Origin of the sequence: Exiguobacterium sp. SH1S21, from assembly GCF_004337175.1 — a bacterium.
GTDB lineage: Bacteria > Bacillota > Bacilli > Exiguobacteriales > Exiguobacteriaceae > Exiguobacterium > Exiguobacterium aurantiacum_A.
The window spans coordinates 177036-192622 of sequence record NZ_SJUY01000005.1; the positions used below are offsets into that span (position 1 = coordinate 177036).

Genomic DNA, 15587 nt, shown 5'->3' on the forward strand with positions numbered 1-15587 from the left:
TAGAATGAAGAGACAAACATCCGACCGAGGAGGCGACACGATGCTTAAAGGAAAACGAAAGTACATCACGTTCGGCATCGTGGTCGTCTTTCTGTTCGCCGCCCTTTACAACGGGCTGACGATTAGAGAGTATGAGCTGACGACCGAGAAGCTCGAAACTGGTCAATCGTTACGCGTCATCCTCCTCTCGGATTTGCACGGCTACTCTTATGGTGAGGACCAAAAAAATCTTATTGAAAAAGTTCGTGAACAGCAACCTGACTTGATCGCGCTTCCCGGTGATTTGCTCGACCGATACCGCTCGCCAGACGCCGCTTTCGAACTGATCGAAGGGCTACAAGGAATCGCCCCGATGTATTTCGTCACCGGCAACCATGAAATTGATGAATCAAGCGATTTCGTCCGGCACGACGTCAAAGACGTGTTTCGTTCGTTTGGTGTGATTGTGCTCGAGAACGAAGCCGAGACCGTGACGGTCAACGGAGTCGAGCTCATCATCGGCGGCGTCGAGGACCCGCTTCGCACGTACGCCGAAAACATATACGGGAGCTGGGAGCAGGACGTCTTGACCGCACTTGACGACGTCGAAACGGACGACACGTTCAGCCTGCTCTTGTCCCACCGGGCAGAACAAGTCGAGACGTACGCCGAGCTTCCGTTTGACCTCGTCTTGTCGGGCCACGCCCACGGCGGCCAGGTCCGTATCCCTTATCTGTTGAACGGGCTTTACGCGCCTGATCAAGGCTTCTTTCCAAAATATGCGGGCGGCCTGTATGAACACGATTCGTTCACCCATATCATCGGCCGCGGCTTCAACTACACAGTCAGCGTACCGCGTATCTTCAATCCACCCGAGATCGTCGTTATCGACATCGCGGGCACTGGGACTCCTTTGTGAGTCCCTTTTTCTATTCCCGTTCGCGGGTAGATTCATGCTCGCACCATACGGGTACAGTAACCATGTCGTCGTTCACCTGTTTTTTTAAAAGGAGGTAACCAACGTATGCGTGCTGTTACTTATCAAGGGACGAAAAACATCGAAGTGAAAGATGTGTCGGACCCGGAAATCGAGAACCGAGAAGAGATCATCGTCAAGATCACGTCGACGGCCATCTGTGGGTCTGACCTTCACATTTACCAAGGCAACATGCCGGCCCGGCACGGGTTTATCATCGGACACGAACCGATGGGCATCGTCGAAGACATCGGACCAGACGTGACGAAAGTGAAAAAAGGCGATCGCGTCGTCTTACCGTTCAACGTCTCTTGCGGCCATTGCTTCTATTGTGAGAATGAAATGGAGAGCCAGTGCGACAACTCGAACCACGCCCCGCACACAGATGCGGGCGGACTGTTCGGTTACACTGAACAGTTCGGGAACCACCCGGGTGGTCAGGCCGAATACTTGAAAGTACCGTATGGTAACTTCATGCCGCTCGTCATCCCCGAGTCGTGCGAGCTCGAGGATGAGGCACTGTTGTTCCTCTCCGACGTCATCCCGACCGCATGGTGGAGCTTGGACAACGCCGGGATGCAGGCCGGCGACACGGTCGTCGTCCTCGGGTCGGGCCCTGTCGGCTTGATGACACAAAAACTCGCCTGGGTGCGCGGCGCAAAACGCGTCATCGCTGTCGACCCGGAGATCTATCGATTGAACCGAGCAAAACTCTCAAACAACGTCGAAACCGTTTTGTTGAAAGACCCGGTCGAGACCGGCAAATACATCCGGGAAATCACGGGTGGCGGCGCCGATATCGTCGTCGACTGTGTCGGCATCGATGGGAAGAAAACCCCGATCGAGAAAGTCGAGCAAAAACTGATGATCCAAGGCGGAACGCTCAGCGCCATCAAAGTCGCCAAAGAAGCCGTCCGCAAGTTCGGTACGGTCCAATTGACCGGTGTCTACCCGATGAACTATAACCAGTTTCCGATGGGTGACTTCTTCACGCGCAACGTCACGCTTAAGACTGGTCAAGCTCCGGTCATCCACTACATGCCTGAGTTGTTCCAGATGATCGTCGACAAGAAGTTCGATCCGACCGATATCATCACCCACCGCCTGCCGCTCGAACAAGCCGCGGACGCCTACAAGATGTTCAACGACCACCTCGACGACTGCGTCAAAGTCGTCCTGAAACCATAACAAAAGCGGTCCCCGACTCTTGTCAGGGACCGCTCGTGCGTTTACCAGATCGTTCGTTCCTCGCAGTGTGCCGTCTCTCGTTCGATTTGAACGGTCGAACGACCGAACGACCCGTACTGCTTCATCCGCTCCGTCACATCGTGCAGCACGCGTTGATCATCTGTCGTTTTGTCAATCAACACGTGGCACGTGACGGCGTACTCCTCAGACGTGATCGACCAGACGTGGAGGTCATGCACTTCTTTGACCCCTTCGACGGTCGCAAGGTCACGCTGCATCGCCACGACGTCGACTTTGTCAGGCGCCCCTTCCGTCAAAATATGGACGGCGTCCCGAGTCACGCGGTACCCGCTTACCAAGATGAGGAGTGCGACGAACATACTGGCGATCGGATCAGCGAGCGTCCACCCGAACATTAAAATGAGCAGCGCCGCCGTGATGGCCCCGACCGATCCGAGCAAGTCTCCGAACACGTGCAGGAGCGCGCTCCGGACGTTCAAGTTGTCCCGCTCGCCATGCATCAAGATCCACGCCGCGAGCACGTTGACAAGCAACCCGATGACGGCGATGGCTAGCATGCCGCCGCTTAAAATCTCTGGTGGCGCGAACAAGCGCTTATACGCCTCGATGATGATATAACCTGAGATGACAAGGAGCGTCAATCCGTTGACGAACGCCGCCAAAATCTCAAAGCGGCGGTACCCGAACGTCTGGTTCGGTGTCGCCTTCCGGGCGCCGAACCGGACCGCCAAGAAACTGAGCCCGAGCGCTGCCGCGTCGCCGAGCATGTGACCCGCGTCCGATAAGAGCGCGAGACTGTTCGTCCACAGACCGCCGATAACTTCGACGACCATGAACGTGACAATCAACAGAAATGCTAGGAATAATGCTCGTTGATTCGTTGTGTGGTGGTGGCCTTCGTGGCCATGATTATGTTGTTCCATGCGTCATCGCTCCTCTCTCCCTTCATTATATCCCTTTTCCCCCCTTCATTCAAACGTTCGTTTGAATGAATTCAAAAAAAAAGAAGCGCCGACAGGATGCACCCTCTCGACGCCAGCACTTACTTTTGTTCAATTCGGACCCGCATGACCCCGTTATACGGGAATAGCTTCAATTGAAGCGTCTCCCCGTCATACCAACTGCCCGCACTTTGGGCGCTCGACGCCTCAAGTTCAGGCGTCATGGCCGTCTGACGGTCCCAATCGATCGCTTTCACTCGTTGGTCACGCACCATTAAAAAGAAACCATTGTAGAAGTGGTATTCGTTCACTTGGTCGCGCTGGACAGACGCCGGTGCCCCGAGTGTCGACCGGACCGTCGCCACGTCCTGACCGAGCCAGTCCAAGGCAGACGCTGAAGCCGTCGGCACGACCGTTTGCCAAGCCTGTTCCACTTCATCGTCCGAGACGCTAGTCGCTTCCTCGGCCACACGCTCTTCCGTCACCCATCCGGTCGTCCGCTCGTTCAACTGAAGTTTGACGAATCCACTGACGGCTTCGAGCCGTTCGAACCGATCTCCAAGATCCGCTTCATATAGAACGGTCACACGATCATCAGCATACACTTTCGTGTACGGCGTCGCGATGTAGACGACGTCCTCACTCGGCTCTTCTTCAGTCGCTTCCTCTTCAGGTTCCGCCTCTGTCCCGCTATCGACTTCTTCTGTCGAGATGTTGTCCGACTCAGGCAGTGCCGTCTGCTTTTGCGAATCGATGTACGCCGCGAACGCGATGACACCGATCAATGAAGCGATCAACAAGACCGCCGTCGCTAACCGTAACAACCGTTTTCGTTTCCTTGACGCGGCCCGTGATGACCGAACTTCTTCCTTCATTATTCTCCACTCCTACTCGTTTCGTCTCATCTGTTCCGATTCGTCAAACGGCTTCACGTTTCCTGCCTCGTCGACAAATTTTTGTTCGTCATTCGTCAGCGCCTCGAGCGTCTGAATCGTCGCTTCGACGTCGATGGGAGGCGTGTCTTGTCCGGCTTCTAAAATCCGCACCGTCTCGCCGAGCTCGATCGTCCGGTCCGTCAGCTGATGGAACGTCCGGTCGTGCGAGATGAGGATGAGACCGCCCCGGTAGATCGATAAGGCCGCCTCGATCTGTTCGCGTGTCGCAACGTCTAAATAGTTCGTCGGTTCATCGAGCGCGAGCATGTCTGCATCCGAGAAGTAAAGGATGAGGAATGCGATCCGACACTTCTCGCCCATGCTCGCCTCATGCATCGGTTTATAGACGTCGTCACGACGGAACAAGAAGTGGGCCAGGAGCGTCCGCGCTTCCGTCTCCGGAATGTCGCTCGCGGATAATAGTACGTCGAGCAGCGTCCCATCCTCGGGCAACCGTTCGAGCGTCTGTGAGAAGTAGCCGATTTTCAGTTTCGGATGACGATGCACAGCACCCTCGTTTGGCTCAAGCTGCCCTAAAAGCAGCTTCAACAGCGTCGTCTTGCCGCTCCCGTTCGGTCCGACGATCGACAGACGATCTCCTCGATTGAACGTGAACGAAAGATGCTCGAACAACGGCTCGTCATACCCGAACACGACGTTCTCGACCGTAATCCACGTCTTCGCCTCAAGCGGTTCCGCTTCGAAGCGGACCGAAACGCGCCCCGCGTCTTTCGGTTTGTTGGGACGCCCTTGTTCGAGCTGATCGAGTTTTCGTTCCCTTGCTTTCATCTTGACGGCAAGGTTCGCCGCCCCTTTCTGAGCACCAGGACTGCGGACGCTCGCCGTCGCTTTCGCCTTCAAGTGCCAGCCTTTGTACTGGGCGATCATATCGAGCAGTTCCGACTTGCGCGCCACATAGCGCGCGTGGGCCCGCTCGTCACGCACCCGTTCCTCGGCTTTTTGCTGCTTATAGGCGCTATAGTTGCCCGGATAGCGGACGACCTCGCCGCCACTCAGTTCAAGGATGACCGTTGCGACGTCATCGATGAACTGGCGGTCGTGGGAGATGGCGAGCACCGTGCCCGGAAACTCACGCACCCAGCGCGTCAGCCAGTCGATCGAGTCGACGTCGAGATGATTCGTCGGCTCGTCGAGCAAGACGACGTCGACGTGACGCATCATGAGCCGGGCCAATTGTGCCCGCGTCTGTTCGCCGCCGCTCAAGTCAGAAAGCCGTCTTAATCCCATTCCGTCCATGCCGATCCGTTTCAACGCCTGGTTCGCCTCGGCCTCGAGTCCGAAAGCGTCACACGCCATCGCCTCGTCATACACCGCGAGCACGCGCTCAGTGTCGCCCGATGTGACTTCTTCGTACAAACGGAACCGTTCGTCGTCACATTTCATGACGTACGCGAGCGTCGTCCCCTCCCCAACAAAAACGGTCTGTTCGACGACACCGACTTTCCCTGCTACTTCGATTCGACCGGCCTGAGGGCTCAGTTCACCGACGAGCAATTTGAACAACGTCGTCTTCCCTGACCCGTTTTGGCCGAACAAGACGGCCCGTTCGCCTGTTGCCACATCGAACGAGACGCTGTCGAATAGCGGTTGCTGGTCGAAGTCGAACCGAACTTGATTTACTGATAACATAGTTGTCTCACCTCGCTTGTTTGTCCGATACGCGATGAAACAAAAACACCATTCGCTACAAAGCGATGGTGTGAAGATCTCCGGTCAAGCGGAAAAAAGGGTCACCCCGCAGCTTGAGATTGGACACACTTCACCCGTGACTGTTCGTGCGAACAGTGATGATTCGTTTCATCAGTTGAGTGAGCGTGACTTTTTCATGGCGCGATGTACCTTCCTTTCCTAATCTACTGCCACCTTACCAAATTGTAAGCGGATTCGCAACCAGCAAACCCACAATCTCCCATCGTTTCTACGCCTATGGGCGGATGCATGTCTTAGTCGTCAGCGTTAAGATGAAACTATTCTATATATCGAGGTGACTCACATGAAATTACGCAACTTACTCGTCCCGAGCGCTGTCTTGGCAAGCGTCGGCACGTTCTTTTATACACGACTGAAACAGCGGTTACCGCGTCCAGACTTTAAAGAGGCGTCGATCAAACCTGACTTGTCCGTCTTCGACGAGACGAGCGTGAGCGCGACATGGATCGGCCACTCGACCGTGCTCATCCATTGGTACGGCCTCAAAATTTTGACCGACCCGGTATTCTCAAAACGGATCGGTGTCCACGTCGGTCCCGTCACGTTCGGCATGAAACGGCATACCGCCCCTGCCCTCACGATTGAAGAAATCGGCCACGTCGACGTCATCTTGCTCAGCCACGCCCATATGGACCACTTCGACCATAAAAGTTTGAAGCGACTCATCACCCGCGACACGGTCGTCATCTCGGCACCGGGAACGAGCAAACTGTTGCGCAACTATCCGAGCCTACAGACGCTCGAGATGCATCCCCACGACAAGTTGACACTCGCGAACGGGCTCGATGTCCGTGCCATTCCTGTCAAGCATTGGGGCAACCGCTTCCCGTGGGACAAGCACATGGGCTATAACGGTTACGTCCTGAAGTATAAAGGCGTCCGTATGCTGTTCGCCGGTGACACGGCGTACACCGAAGCGTTCAACGGGCTCGCGAACAAAGAACCGATCGACCTCGCCTTCTTCCCGATTGGTGCGTATCAACCCGACTCGTTCCAAGAAGCGCACTGCACCCCGGAACAGGCGTGGACGATGTTCAAACAGAGCGGTGCGAAACGGTTCTTCCCGATGCACTGGGACACGTTCGTCTTATCGTACGAGCCGGTCGAAGAGCCGTATGACCGCCTCGTCGCCGCGGCCAAGCTCGAACGCGACCAAATCGTGATCAAAGCGCACGGAGAAAGCATTCGGCTATAGGTTTCCCTTTCACTTTGTCGTGATTTTCGGTAACGTTAGATGTGAGAGGGAGGGAATCAAATTATGGAATGGACAACACTCAATAATGATGTGAAGCTGCCGATGCTCGGGCTCGGTGTGTACAAAGTTGAAGACGGGACGGTCACGGTCGACACGGTCAAGGCGGCACTCGACGCCGGCTACCGGTTGATCGACACGGCCGCTATCTATCAGAACGAAGAGAGCGTCGGACAGGCGATCCGTGAGTCGAGCGTCCCGCGCGAAGATATCTTCGTGACGACGAAACTGTGGAACGAATTTCACGGCTACGACGAGGCGCTCCAGGCGTTTCAAGACAGCCTCGACCGACTTGGCCTCGACTATGTCGACTTGTTCTTGATCCATTGGCCGATGCCGCGCTTCGGTAAGTTCGTCGAGACGTACAAAGCGCTCGAGCAGTTGTATGAGGAAGGCAAAGTACGGGCCATCGGCGTCTCGAACTTCGAGATTCAACACCTCGAACAGATCATCCAATCGTGCGCGATCGTACCGGCGGTGAATCAAGTTGAGATCCACCCATACTTGTCCCAAAAAGAATTGATCGCGTTCTGCAAGCGTTATGACATCCAGATTCAAGCATGGAGTCCACTCATGAAAGGTCGTGAGGCGCTCGAGGATGCGACGATCGTCGACATCGCGAGCAAGTACGGCAAGTCCCCGGCCCAAGTCATCTTGCGCTGGCATCTTCAAAACGGTGTCGCCGTCATCCCGAAATCGGTCACACCGAGTCGGATTCGTGAAAATATACAGGTATTTGACTTCACGTTGACGAAAGAAGACATGGCAGCGATCGACGGACTCAACCGGAACGAACGGACCGGGTCCGACCCGGTCGAGATGCACAAAATCCACTACTGAGGAGAGACTGGACATGTTCAAAAAACTAGCTTCTGATTTGACAGGCTTTAGCGATATCGGTGAAGTCATCGACCCGAAAGACTTCGACAAGGCCGATGCCGACGATTACGTCTTACATGAGGACAACGAGAAGATTTACTTCTTGATCAAGTCGAAATCGGATGAGTACTGCTTCACGAACCTCGCGATGATCCATCTCGACGGCGCGAGCGCCATCAGTTCGAAGCGCGTCTTGTATCGTTATCCGTACGCGCAACACCCGCTCCAACACGTCATGTTCGAGACGGCCGGCACGGTCGACTTAGACGTCGAGATCAAGTTCACGATCGGTGACAAGCCATACTCGATCGACGTGAACAAGAAGCAAATCGAGCACGTCAAAGACTTGTACAAATCACTCCTCGCCATCGCCGAGAAACAACGCGAAGGCCGGAAGATGCTTGAATTTGCCAACACGTCGCTCACGCATTCCGTGTCGGTGATGAGCGGCCTCCGTCAAGGCGACATGAACGTCGCGACGACGTTTAAAGACTTGTCGCAACAATCGTTCGACTGGCTCCAAGGCCACTATCACGAATGGAACCGGAAAGATTTCGGTGACGTGTTCGAGAAGTACATCAATAATTAACTTGGTGGTGACGTATGGACTATATGTGGTTGTTGATTGCGTTTTTCTTGTTCATGCTCGTGATTTTGACTGTATTCATCAGTAGTGTGCTCAACGCCTTGCTCAGGAACCTCCACCCGTCAGTTCATATCACCGTCATTTTGTTTTTGTCGTTCACGTATGAGCGTCTAATGTTAGATTATAATCTCTTATGGACGCTTTTCATTCTTGTGACCATCAGTTATTTAGCACCACTTCTCGTCGTTAAACTATACAACAAAGGTGAGCGCTTCGAACGCGAACATCTAAAATGACACAATGTCCCCTAGACTACAAACGGAGTCTAGGGGACATTTTTATTTACCTTCGTCGATCAACCTTTCGGCGAGCCGTTGGTACAAGTGGCTCATATGCACCGCGGAGGCGATTGCGAGCGACTGTTGGATTTCACTCGCTTCAGTCGCTTTCACGTTCTCGAGCAACGTCTCGGCTTGCGTCTCGAACGCCTGCAAGTTCTGTTCTTTCTGAGCTTGATAGGCGTCATAAAAGTCTTCGAGCGAGAACGCCTCGTCCGATTCGTTCAGCGGCCTGAGCGTCTCCTTGATGTCGTTGATCGACAACAGCCCCTTCATCTCATAGATCAACCCGAGGAGCATCAAATGCTCGTTCGTATACTTCTTGTTTTTGACGGGATGGAACAACTTGCCTTTGGCGTAGTTGTTGATCATCGTCTTCGTCAAGATCGTCTCGTCTTCATTACGTTTCATCTTACCGTAATGTTGCTCGAACAGTTGGATGACTTGGTCCATGTATAAGTCGATCGTCGGCAATACCGCTTTCGGGAGCGTGCCTTCCGTCCGTACAATCTCGTTCGGTTTCATCGAATCACCTCACTTTCAGTATACGGACAATCGTCGTTTGTCGAAACAAAAACCTTGTTCTTCTTGCCCATACCGCTTATCATGTAGTTATGGATACTACATGACGTCATAAGGAGTGTTTTTGCATGAATTCGATTTTTCGGGAACCAATTAACGCGCTGACCCATCTCGCCGGGGCGGTACTCGCCTTCATCGCCTTGATCGCGATGACGGTGAAAGCGTCACTGCTCGGCTCACCGCTCGCCATCATGGCGGCGATTTTGTTCGGGATCAGTCTCGTCTTTCTTTACTTATCGTCTGGTCTCTACCACAGCATCATCGCCTCGCCGAAAGTCATCGCGTTCTTCCGACGAATCGATCATGCGATGATTTACGCTTTGATCGCTGGGACATACGCCCCCCTCACACTGCTCGCGCTCGAAAGTCCGATGCGTTGGGTGCTGTTCGGTATCGTCCACGTCCTTGCCTTGTTCGGCATCATCTTCAAACTTGTCTGGTTCCACGCCCCACGCTTCTTGTCGACGGCACTCTATATCGGCATGGGCTGGCTGTCGGTGTTCTTCATCGGACCGCTCCATAGCGTGATCGGCAACGGCGGCATCTTCTGGCTCCTACTCGGGGGCTTCATGTACACGGTCGGCGGTCTCATCTACGGCTTTAAGCCGAAGTTCGTCAACTGGCGCGGTTGGGGCTTCCACGAGGTGTTCCACTTGTTCATCTTGTTCGGCAGCTTCGCCCACTTCGTCTGCGTGTTCTGGTACGTCTTTTAAGTCCTCATCGTGAGGGCTTTTTTTGTGAGCACATTCATTTACTTCAAATTCAAGACATTCTACACTGACTGTAGGAGGGATTCACTATGAAAATTGAAGTTTGGTCAGATTACGTCTGTCCGTTCTGTTATATCGGTAAGCGCCGTCTAGAAGAAGCACTCGAACAGTTCCCACACGCGGACAAGGTCGAAGTGGAGTTTAAGAGCTTCGAACTCGACCCGAACGCCCCGACGACCGATTCACGTTCGATTTATGAAGTGCTCGCGAAGAAATACAGCATGCCGCTCGAGCAGGCGAAAACGACGACGGCCCAAGTCGCCGCTCAAGCTCAATCAGTCGGACTCGACTATGACTTTGACAACATGGTCGTCACCGGCACGCTCGACTCGCACCGGTTGACGCACTATGCGAAGACGGTCGGTAAAGAGAAGGAACTGTCGGAAGCGCTCCTCAAAGCGTACTTCATCGAGGCGAAACATATCGGCGACCACGACGTCCTCGTCGAGATCGCGACAAGCGTCGGGCTCGATGCTGACGCCGTGAAAAACGTACTCGCTTCAGACGTATACACGGAAGACGTCCGCGCTGAAGAAAGACGCGCGAGCGATCTCGGCATCACCGGCGTCCCGTTCTTCGTCTTCGACGGCAAGTATGGCGTCTCAGGCGCCCAACCGACCGAGGCGTTCACACAAGTACTCGAGAAGACGTGGGCCGAATCGGCACCGACACTTCAAGTGCTCTCGGGCGGTGCGACGTGCACGGACGATAACTGCGATATTTGACTTCAAAAGAACGACAGAGAAGCATTCGTCTGAATACGGACGAATGCTTTTTTAGGTTTAATCTAAGTTTGCAAATCCTTTAGCATGGCCTCGAATGAAATTGCTTCAGAATGTTCTTGATGTGCACTCATTGCTTCATGATAAAGCACTATGTCTAATTCATCTTCTATTCGTTCTAGGACAGCTTCCCGAACAAGCATAGAGAGGGTAAGATTTTTCGTTTTCGCATACTCTCTAATGAGAAGTTCGTCTTCCTCATTGAGTCGCACAGATATCGTTCCCATACAATCACCCTCCTTCATACACATTGTATTACGAAATCAGAGTGTTTATATAATCAGTTCACACGAATTAATGAATGGGAGAAGAAGCTAAAATCCCGGCTTCTTTTTTGTGGCTTAATGAATCATTCTCAAGCATAATTATTATTAACTGATAAGAATCGAGGACTTAACATATGTGGAAAAATCGGAACGTCTGGATCATCTTGACCGGGGAGTTCGTCGCCGGTCTCGGGCTTTGGCTCGGTATCATCGGCAATTTGGAGTTCATGCAGGAGAAAGTGCCGTCCGACTTCATCAAGGCGCTCATCCTCGCCGGGGGGCTGCTCGCAGGCGTCGCCATCGGACCGCTCGCCGGTCGTCTCACCGATCAGGGCTCCAAAAAGAAAATCATGCTCATCTCGAGCATCGTCCGGGCGCTGAGCGTTCTCTTCATGTTCGTCGCCATCGAGACGGGAAGCGTGCTTTGGATGGTCGTCTTCCTCGTCTTCTTGCAAGGGTCGGCCGCGTTTTACTTCCCGGCGCTCCAAGCAGCCATCCCGCTCATCGTCAAGGAACGGGAGCTGCTCGCCTTGAACGGGGTCCATATGAACGTGTCGACGTTATCACGCGTCATCGGAACGGCGATCGCCGGGATTCTGCTCACGCTCATCTCACTGCGGGACGTCTATGCGCTCTCGCTCGTCGCCTACTTGTTGCTCGCTGTCGCGACGTGGTTCTTGAACATCGACGAGACGACGACACCGTCCGCCCGAAAAGTCGATACGAAGTCGTCAGGCGGATTCAAGGACGTCTTCCCGATCATCAAGTCGATTCCGGTCATCTTCATGACGCTCGTCATGACACTCATCCCGCTCCTCTTCATCGGCGGGTTCAACTTGCTCGTCATCAACATTAGCGAGCTGCAAGATTCGACCGCAATCAAAGGTTGGATTTATACGGCGGAAGGAATCGCCTTCATGGTCGGCGCGTTCGTCATCAAACGGATCGGTGAGAAGTTCTCCGTGTTCTCGATCTTGTTCACGTTCTCGTTTTTGATCGGGATCGCTCAGCTCATGCTGTACTTCGCCGACATCCCGGTCGTCTCGATCGCGGCGTTCGTCTTGTTCGGCTTCTCGGTCGGCTGTTTCTTCCCGACCGCGGTGACAATCTTCCAGACGCGGATGCCGAAAGACTATCACGGCCGCTTCTTCTCGTTCCGCAACATGCTCGACCGTATCGTCTTTCAAGTCGTCCTGCTCGTCACCGGCTTCTTCCTCGACTTGATCGGTCTGCAGCTCATGGTCGTCTTGTTCGGGGTAAGTTCGATCGCGATGACCGCTTCCTTCCTCGTCTATACGCGGAAACACAAGCTTTATATCGAAACGGACGAGACCGAACGGATCTCCTCCTAACAAAACAAGCGCTGACCGAATTCGGTCAGCGCTTGTTCATATCCTCGATGTCGCGCCACCACGTGTTTGTGTCGTTACGACCGTCGAGCGTGATCCGTTCCCCGATCATCGGAGTAAGTACGTGTTCTTGCGGCAACAATTGCGTCATCTGTTCGGCTGGGTCGTACCAGGCGTGGAATGATAGCGTGAACGCGCCCCAATGGATCGGTAACATCTTATCGGCCCGCACGTCGCGGAACGCCTGAGCCGTCTCTCGTGGCTGCATGTGCACATCCGGCCAACGCTCATCGTATTGCCCGCATTCGAGTGCCGCGAAATCGAACGGGCCGTACTCGTCCCCGATGTCTTTAAAGTGAGGACCGTAACCGCCGTCGCCGCTAAAGAACAAACGGTCCGTCTCACCGATGACGACCCATGACGCCCAAAGCGTCGCATTGCGGTCGGTGAGCGATCGACCGGAGAAGTGACGGGCCGGTGTACAGACGAACGTCCACGTCCCGAACTGATACGTATCGCCCCAATCGCGTTCGACGATGCGTTCTGCCCCGACGCCCCAACGTTTCAAATGGCTGCCGACGCCGAGCGGGACGATGAACATGGCGACTTTGTCTTTGATCGCTTGAATCGTCGCATAGTCCAAATGGTCGTAATGGTCATGCGTCAGCAAGACGACGTCGATTGACGGCAAATCGTCGAGCTCGAACGGCAAGTCCTCGCTGAACCGTTCATTCTTCGCGAACGGGAGCGGTGACGGACTCCGGCCGAACATCGGGTCGACGAGCATCGTCTTGCCGTCCATTTGGACGAGCATCGCTGAATGGCCGAGCCAATAGATGCGGGTGAAGCTCGAGCCAAGTGTCTCGGTGAAGTCGATCGGGACGACCGGCAACCGAACGCTCGGCTTCCGGAGCGAGTCCGGATGCAAAAATTCTTTCGACATCGAGATCATATCATCGCTTGAAAACCGCATCGGTGTCTCAAGCTGATTGCGGAACTTGCCGTTGACAAGATTCGGCGACTGGAGCGCTTTTGGCTTGCGTCCGAGCGGTTTATATTGTGTGAGTGCTGTACCCGTCACAGCAGCCAAACCCATCAATGAAACGAGTAATGATTTTTTCAAAAGTATCCTCTCCTCTACTGCTTATTATACGGCAACATGCCGGATTCCCCTGTTTTTGAATACGCAAAAAAGGACGACAACGCGTCGCCCTCAAGATTTTTGCAAAATTTTAATGTCGTTGACGATTTCTTCGATTGGTACGTCTTGGAATCCTTGGTACGCCTTGATGATTTTCCCGTCTTGGTCGACGAGATAGAACCATGTCGCGTGATCGACTTGCGTGCCTTCGTCGGGCTTGCGGACGAGCGCCTTGAAGTTCTGTTGCGCGAACGCCTCAATCTCGTCTTGCGAATAGCCGGTCAAGAACTGCCAGTCGGCTTCTGCCAAGTCGTATCCGGACATGAACTGTTTGATCTTATCCGGTGTGTCGACGGTCGGGTCGACACTGAACGACACGAACTGGACGTCCTCGACACCTTCTTCGACGAGCGCTTCATTTAGCTTCGTCATGTTGTATGTCATCGGCGGACAGACGGTCTCACAGTTCGTGAACACGAAGTCGGCCATCCACACTTTCCCTTTCAAGTCATCGAGACTGACCATCTCTTCATCCTGGTTCATATAGTCGAACGATTCGATCTCCCAGTTGAGCGGGTCTTCAATCTCATTGCCGCAAGCGGCGAGCACAATGAGTAAACTGACTAGCCCGATCAGCATCCATTTTTTCAAACGTTCCATCCCCTTACTTGTCCGTTTTTATGTTGAGCATTAATAGCGTGATTAGTGTGAACGCCGTGAGCGCGAGGAACGGGATCGTCACGAAGCCGAACCAGTTGATGTACTGCACGTTGCACGGCACACCTTCGACACACGGTTTGATGTCGGCAAAACCGGGTACTTTTTGCACTAGATAATGGTAAAGTGAAATCATACCGCCTGTAATTGCTAGCGGCAATACATATTTCTTCACTTGACGATCGTTCGTGAATACAGCCATACCGAGCACAAAGACGAGTGGGTACATGAAGATACGTTGGATCCAGCACAGTTCGCACGGTACGAATTCGCGGATCTCACTGAAGTATAAACTGCCGAGCGTCGCCGTGAGCGCGACGAGCCAAGCGAGATACAAGCCGTAGCGGCTCAGGAACGACTGCTTCATGGTGCCCCTTGTTCAATCAACCGTTCGATCGCCTCATAGTCGAATGGGTCTTCTAGCATGACGCCGTTGATCATGATCGACGGCGTGAACTGGACCTCGTATTCTTTGACGAGTCCGTCATCTAGACTCACCTGTTCGAGCACACTCGAGTTTTCATTCAAGTCGTCTTCGAACTTCGCCATGTCGACCGACGTCGTCTCGCCTGCGATCTGCTTCAACCGCTCGACAGTGACCCACGCCTCGTCGTGTTGCTGACTCGCCGGTTGTGCGTCATAGAGTGCTTTATGGAAGTCCCAGAACGCATCCGGGTCTTGCTTATAGACCGATTCTGAAGCGAGTGACGCCAAAATCGACTCTTGTCCGTGGAACAAGACGTTGATATAGCTGAAGCTCGCGTCGCCCGTATCGATATAGTCCGCCTTTAGTTGCGGATAGATCGTCTCGCCCCATTGTTTACAAGACGGACATTTGTAGTCCCCGAACTCGACGATCGAGACCGGTGCGTCCGCTTCCCCGAGCGTCGGCTGCCCGTCCGTCGGCACGTGCTCGCTCGTAGCCGGCGCCGCCGTCTCTGCCTGCTCGGCCGGTCGGTTCAAGAGAACGACCACGACCGCGATGAGTGCGACCGCGATGAGCGTCCCGATGACCAATGCTTGATTTTGTTTCATTCGTTTCACCTCTATTTTTATCGATTCGTCTTTCATTATAGCGAAAGCGCTATCCGTTTCCACAAAATCGACTTGTTTATTACTGACTTTGCTTTAAGTCGTCCACATTTTGACGATGA

General features: G+C 53.8%; 18 protein-coding genes. 9 read left to right on the top strand and 9 right to left on the bottom strand.

All coding sequences use genetic code 11. The annotated features are described in order from the left end of the window. Window positions 1-40 precede the first annotated feature (40 nt). Together EVJ24_RS08900 and EVJ24_RS08905 are read left to right on the top strand one after the other, a co-directional pair. A complete protein-coding gene (locus tag EVJ24_RS08900; RefSeq protein WP_131441043.1) occupies window positions 41-898 on the top strand; it encodes a metallophosphoesterase in 858 nt (285 codons plus the stop codon). Between the two features lie 105 nt (window positions 899-1003). Beyond that, complete coding sequence (locus EVJ24_RS08905; RefSeq protein ID WP_131441044.1) at window positions 1004-2143, top strand: zinc-dependent alcohol dehydrogenase; 1140 nt, start codon at window positions 1004-1006, stop codon at window positions 2141-2143. Between the two features lie 41 nt (window positions 2144-2184). Here EVJ24_RS08905 and EVJ24_RS08910 read toward each other — a convergent pair whose 3' ends face one another. From EVJ24_RS08910 to abc-f, 3 genes are all read right to left on the bottom strand, one after another. Further along, on the bottom strand, window positions 2185-3087 hold the full coding sequence (locus EVJ24_RS08910) for a cation diffusion facilitator family transporter (RefSeq protein ID WP_131441045.1): 903 nt from the start codon (window positions 3085-3087) through the stop codon (window positions 2185-2187). 119 nt (window positions 3088-3206) lie between these two features. Beyond that, the gene (locus EVJ24_RS08915) at window positions 3207-3980 is read right to left on the bottom strand and encodes a hypothetical protein (RefSeq protein WP_131441046.1); all 774 of its coding nucleotides are present in this window, start codon (window positions 3978-3980) and stop codon (window positions 3207-3209) included. Between the two features lie 12 nt (window positions 3981-3992). Continuing rightward, entirely contained in the window at window positions 3993-5690 is a 1698-nt protein-coding gene (gene abc-f, locus EVJ24_RS08920; RefSeq protein ID WP_131441047.1) for a ribosomal protection-like ABC-F family protein, read from the bottom strand. Between the two features lie 364 nt (window positions 5691-6054). Between abc-f and EVJ24_RS08925 the strand changes: the two genes are divergently transcribed. From EVJ24_RS08925 to EVJ24_RS08940, 4 genes are all read left to right on the top strand, one after another. Beyond that, window positions 6055-6966 carry an MBL fold metallo-hydrolase gene (locus EVJ24_RS08925; protein ID WP_131441048.1) on the top strand — a complete coding sequence of 304 codons (912 nt, stop codon included), beginning with the start codon at window positions 6055-6057 and terminating at the stop codon, window positions 6964-6966. Window positions 6967-7029: 63 nt separating this feature from the next. Further along, a complete protein-coding gene (locus tag EVJ24_RS08930) occupies window positions 7030-7863 on the top strand; it encodes an aldo/keto reductase (protein WP_071399295.1) in 834 nt (277 codons plus the stop codon). Between the two features lie 13 nt (window positions 7864-7876). Further along, window positions 7877-8491, top strand: a complete 615-nt coding sequence (locus EVJ24_RS08935; protein WP_071399294.1) for a PH domain-containing protein — start codon at window positions 7877-7879, stop codon at window positions 8489-8491. A gap of 14 nt (window positions 8492-8505) precedes the next feature. Then, a complete protein-coding gene (locus EVJ24_RS08940; protein ID WP_131441049.1) occupies window positions 8506-8784 on the top strand; it encodes a hypothetical protein in 279 nt (92 codons plus the stop codon). Between the two features lie 42 nt (window positions 8785-8826). Here the strand turns inward: EVJ24_RS08940 and EVJ24_RS08945 are convergent, their stop codons facing one another. Beyond that, complete coding sequence (locus EVJ24_RS08945; RefSeq protein ID WP_071399292.1) at window positions 8827-9351, bottom strand: DUF1836 domain-containing protein; 525 nt, start codon at window positions 9349-9351, stop codon at window positions 8827-8829. Between the two features lie 125 nt (window positions 9352-9476). Here EVJ24_RS08945 and trhA point away from each other — a divergent pair, with 125 nt between their 5' ends. Both trhA and EVJ24_RS08955 read left to right on the top strand, forming a co-directional pair. Further along, complete coding sequence (trhA, locus tag EVJ24_RS08950; protein WP_070327786.1) at window positions 9477-10121, top strand: PAQR family membrane homeostasis protein TrhA; 645 nt, start codon at window positions 9477-9479, stop codon at window positions 10119-10121. An 86-nt stretch (window positions 10122-10207) separates the two neighbouring features. After that, a complete protein-coding gene (locus EVJ24_RS08955) occupies window positions 10208-10903 on the top strand; it encodes a DsbA family oxidoreductase (RefSeq protein WP_131441050.1) in 696 nt (231 codons plus the stop codon). Between the two features lie 62 nt (window positions 10904-10965). Here EVJ24_RS08955 and relB read toward each other — a convergent pair whose 3' ends face one another. Further along, window positions 10966-11187, bottom strand: a complete 222-nt coding sequence (relB, locus tag EVJ24_RS08960; RefSeq protein WP_071399290.1) for a type II toxin-antitoxin system RelB family antitoxin — start codon at window positions 11185-11187, stop codon at window positions 10966-10968. A 173-nt stretch (window positions 11188-11360) separates the two neighbouring features. On the opposite strand from relB, the gene EVJ24_RS08965 reads away from it, so the two are divergent. Next, window positions 11361-12578, top strand: coding sequence for an MFS transporter (locus EVJ24_RS08965; protein ID WP_071399289.1), 1218 nt, complete (start codon window positions 11361-11363; stop codon window positions 12576-12578). A gap of 25 nt (window positions 12579-12603) precedes the next feature. Here the strand turns inward: EVJ24_RS08965 and EVJ24_RS08970 are convergent, their stop codons facing one another. The 4 genes from EVJ24_RS08970 to EVJ24_RS08985 all read right to left on the bottom strand — a co-directional run bounded on the left by EVJ24_RS08970 (window position 12604) and on the right by EVJ24_RS08985 (window position 15468). Beyond that, entirely contained in the window at window positions 12604-13698 is a 1095-nt protein-coding gene (locus EVJ24_RS08970) for an MBL fold metallo-hydrolase (RefSeq protein WP_236637608.1), read from the bottom strand. Window positions 13699-13788: 90 nt separating this feature from the next. Beyond that, window positions 13789-14376, bottom strand: coding sequence for an SCO family protein (locus EVJ24_RS08975; RefSeq protein ID WP_131441051.1), 588 nt, complete (start codon window positions 14374-14376; stop codon window positions 13789-13791). 4 nt (window positions 14377-14380) lie between these two features. Further along, window positions 14381-14800: a disulfide oxidoreductase gene (locus tag EVJ24_RS08980; RefSeq protein ID WP_131441052.1), complete on the bottom strand. Its 420-nt coding sequence runs from the start codon at window positions 14798-14800 to the stop codon at window positions 14381-14383. Beyond that, window positions 14797-15468: a DsbA family protein gene (locus EVJ24_RS08985; RefSeq protein ID WP_131441053.1), complete on the bottom strand. Its 672-nt coding sequence runs from the start codon at window positions 15466-15468 to the stop codon at window positions 14797-14799. The genes EVJ24_RS08980 and EVJ24_RS08985 overlap by 4 nt, the downstream gene beginning before the upstream one ends. Window positions 15469-15587 lie beyond the last annotated feature (119 nt).

Excerpts from the sequence above, each read along its gene's own strand:
- EVJ24_RS08900 (WP_131441043.1), top strand. The coding sequence starts at position 41 with ATGCTTAAAGGAAAACGAAAGTACATCACGTTCGGCATCGTGGTCGTC.
- EVJ24_RS08905 (WP_131441044.1), top strand. The coding sequence starts at position 1,004 with ATGCGTGCTGTTACTTATCAAGGGACGAAAAACATCGAAGTGAAAGAT.
- EVJ24_RS08910 (WP_131441045.1), bottom strand. The coding sequence starts at position 3,087 with ATGGAACAACATAATCATGGCCACGAAGGCCACCACCACACAACGAAT.
- EVJ24_RS08915 (WP_131441046.1), bottom strand. The coding sequence starts at position 3,980 with ATGAAGGAAGAAGTTCGGTCATCACGGGCCGCGTCAAGGAAACGAAAA.
- abc-f (WP_131441047.1), bottom strand. The coding sequence starts at position 5,690 with ATGTTATCAGTAAATCAAGTTCGGTTCGACTTCGACCAGCAACCGCTA.
- EVJ24_RS08925 (WP_131441048.1), top strand. The coding sequence starts at position 6,055 with ATGAAATTACGCAACTTACTCGTCCCGAGCGCTGTCTTGGCAAGCGTC.
- EVJ24_RS08930 (WP_071399295.1), top strand. The coding sequence starts at position 7,030 with ATGGAATGGACAACACTCAATAATGATGTGAAGCTGCCGATGCTCGGG.
- EVJ24_RS08935 (WP_071399294.1), top strand. The coding sequence starts at position 7,877 with ATGTTCAAAAAACTAGCTTCTGATTTGACAGGCTTTAGCGATATCGGT.
- EVJ24_RS08940 (WP_131441049.1), top strand. The coding sequence starts at position 8,506 with ATGGACTATATGTGGTTGTTGATTGCGTTTTTCTTGTTCATGCTCGTG.
- EVJ24_RS08945 (WP_071399292.1), bottom strand. The coding sequence starts at position 9,351 with ATGAAACCGAACGAGATTGTACGGACGGAAGGCACGCTCCCGAAAGCG.
- trhA (WP_070327786.1), top strand. The coding sequence starts at position 9,477 with ATGAATTCGATTTTTCGGGAACCAATTAACGCGCTGACCCATCTCGCC.
- EVJ24_RS08955 (WP_131441050.1), top strand. The coding sequence starts at position 10,208 with ATGAAAATTGAAGTTTGGTCAGATTACGTCTGTCCGTTCTGTTATATC.
- relB (WP_071399290.1), bottom strand. The coding sequence starts at position 11,187 with ATGGGAACGATATCTGTGCGACTCAATGAGGAAGACGAACTTCTCATT.
- EVJ24_RS08965 (WP_071399289.1), top strand. The coding sequence starts at position 11,361 with ATGTGGAAAAATCGGAACGTCTGGATCATCTTGACCGGGGAGTTCGTC.
- EVJ24_RS08975 (WP_131441051.1), bottom strand. The coding sequence starts at position 14,376 with ATGGAACGTTTGAAAAAATGGATGCTGATCGGGCTAGTCAGTTTACTC.
- EVJ24_RS08980 (WP_131441052.1), bottom strand. The coding sequence starts at position 14,800 with ATGAAGCAGTCGTTCCTGAGCCGCTACGGCTTGTATCTCGCTTGGCTC.
- EVJ24_RS08985 (WP_131441053.1), bottom strand. The coding sequence starts at position 15,468 with ATGAAACAAAATCAAGCATTGGTCATCGGGACGCTCATCGCGGTCGCA.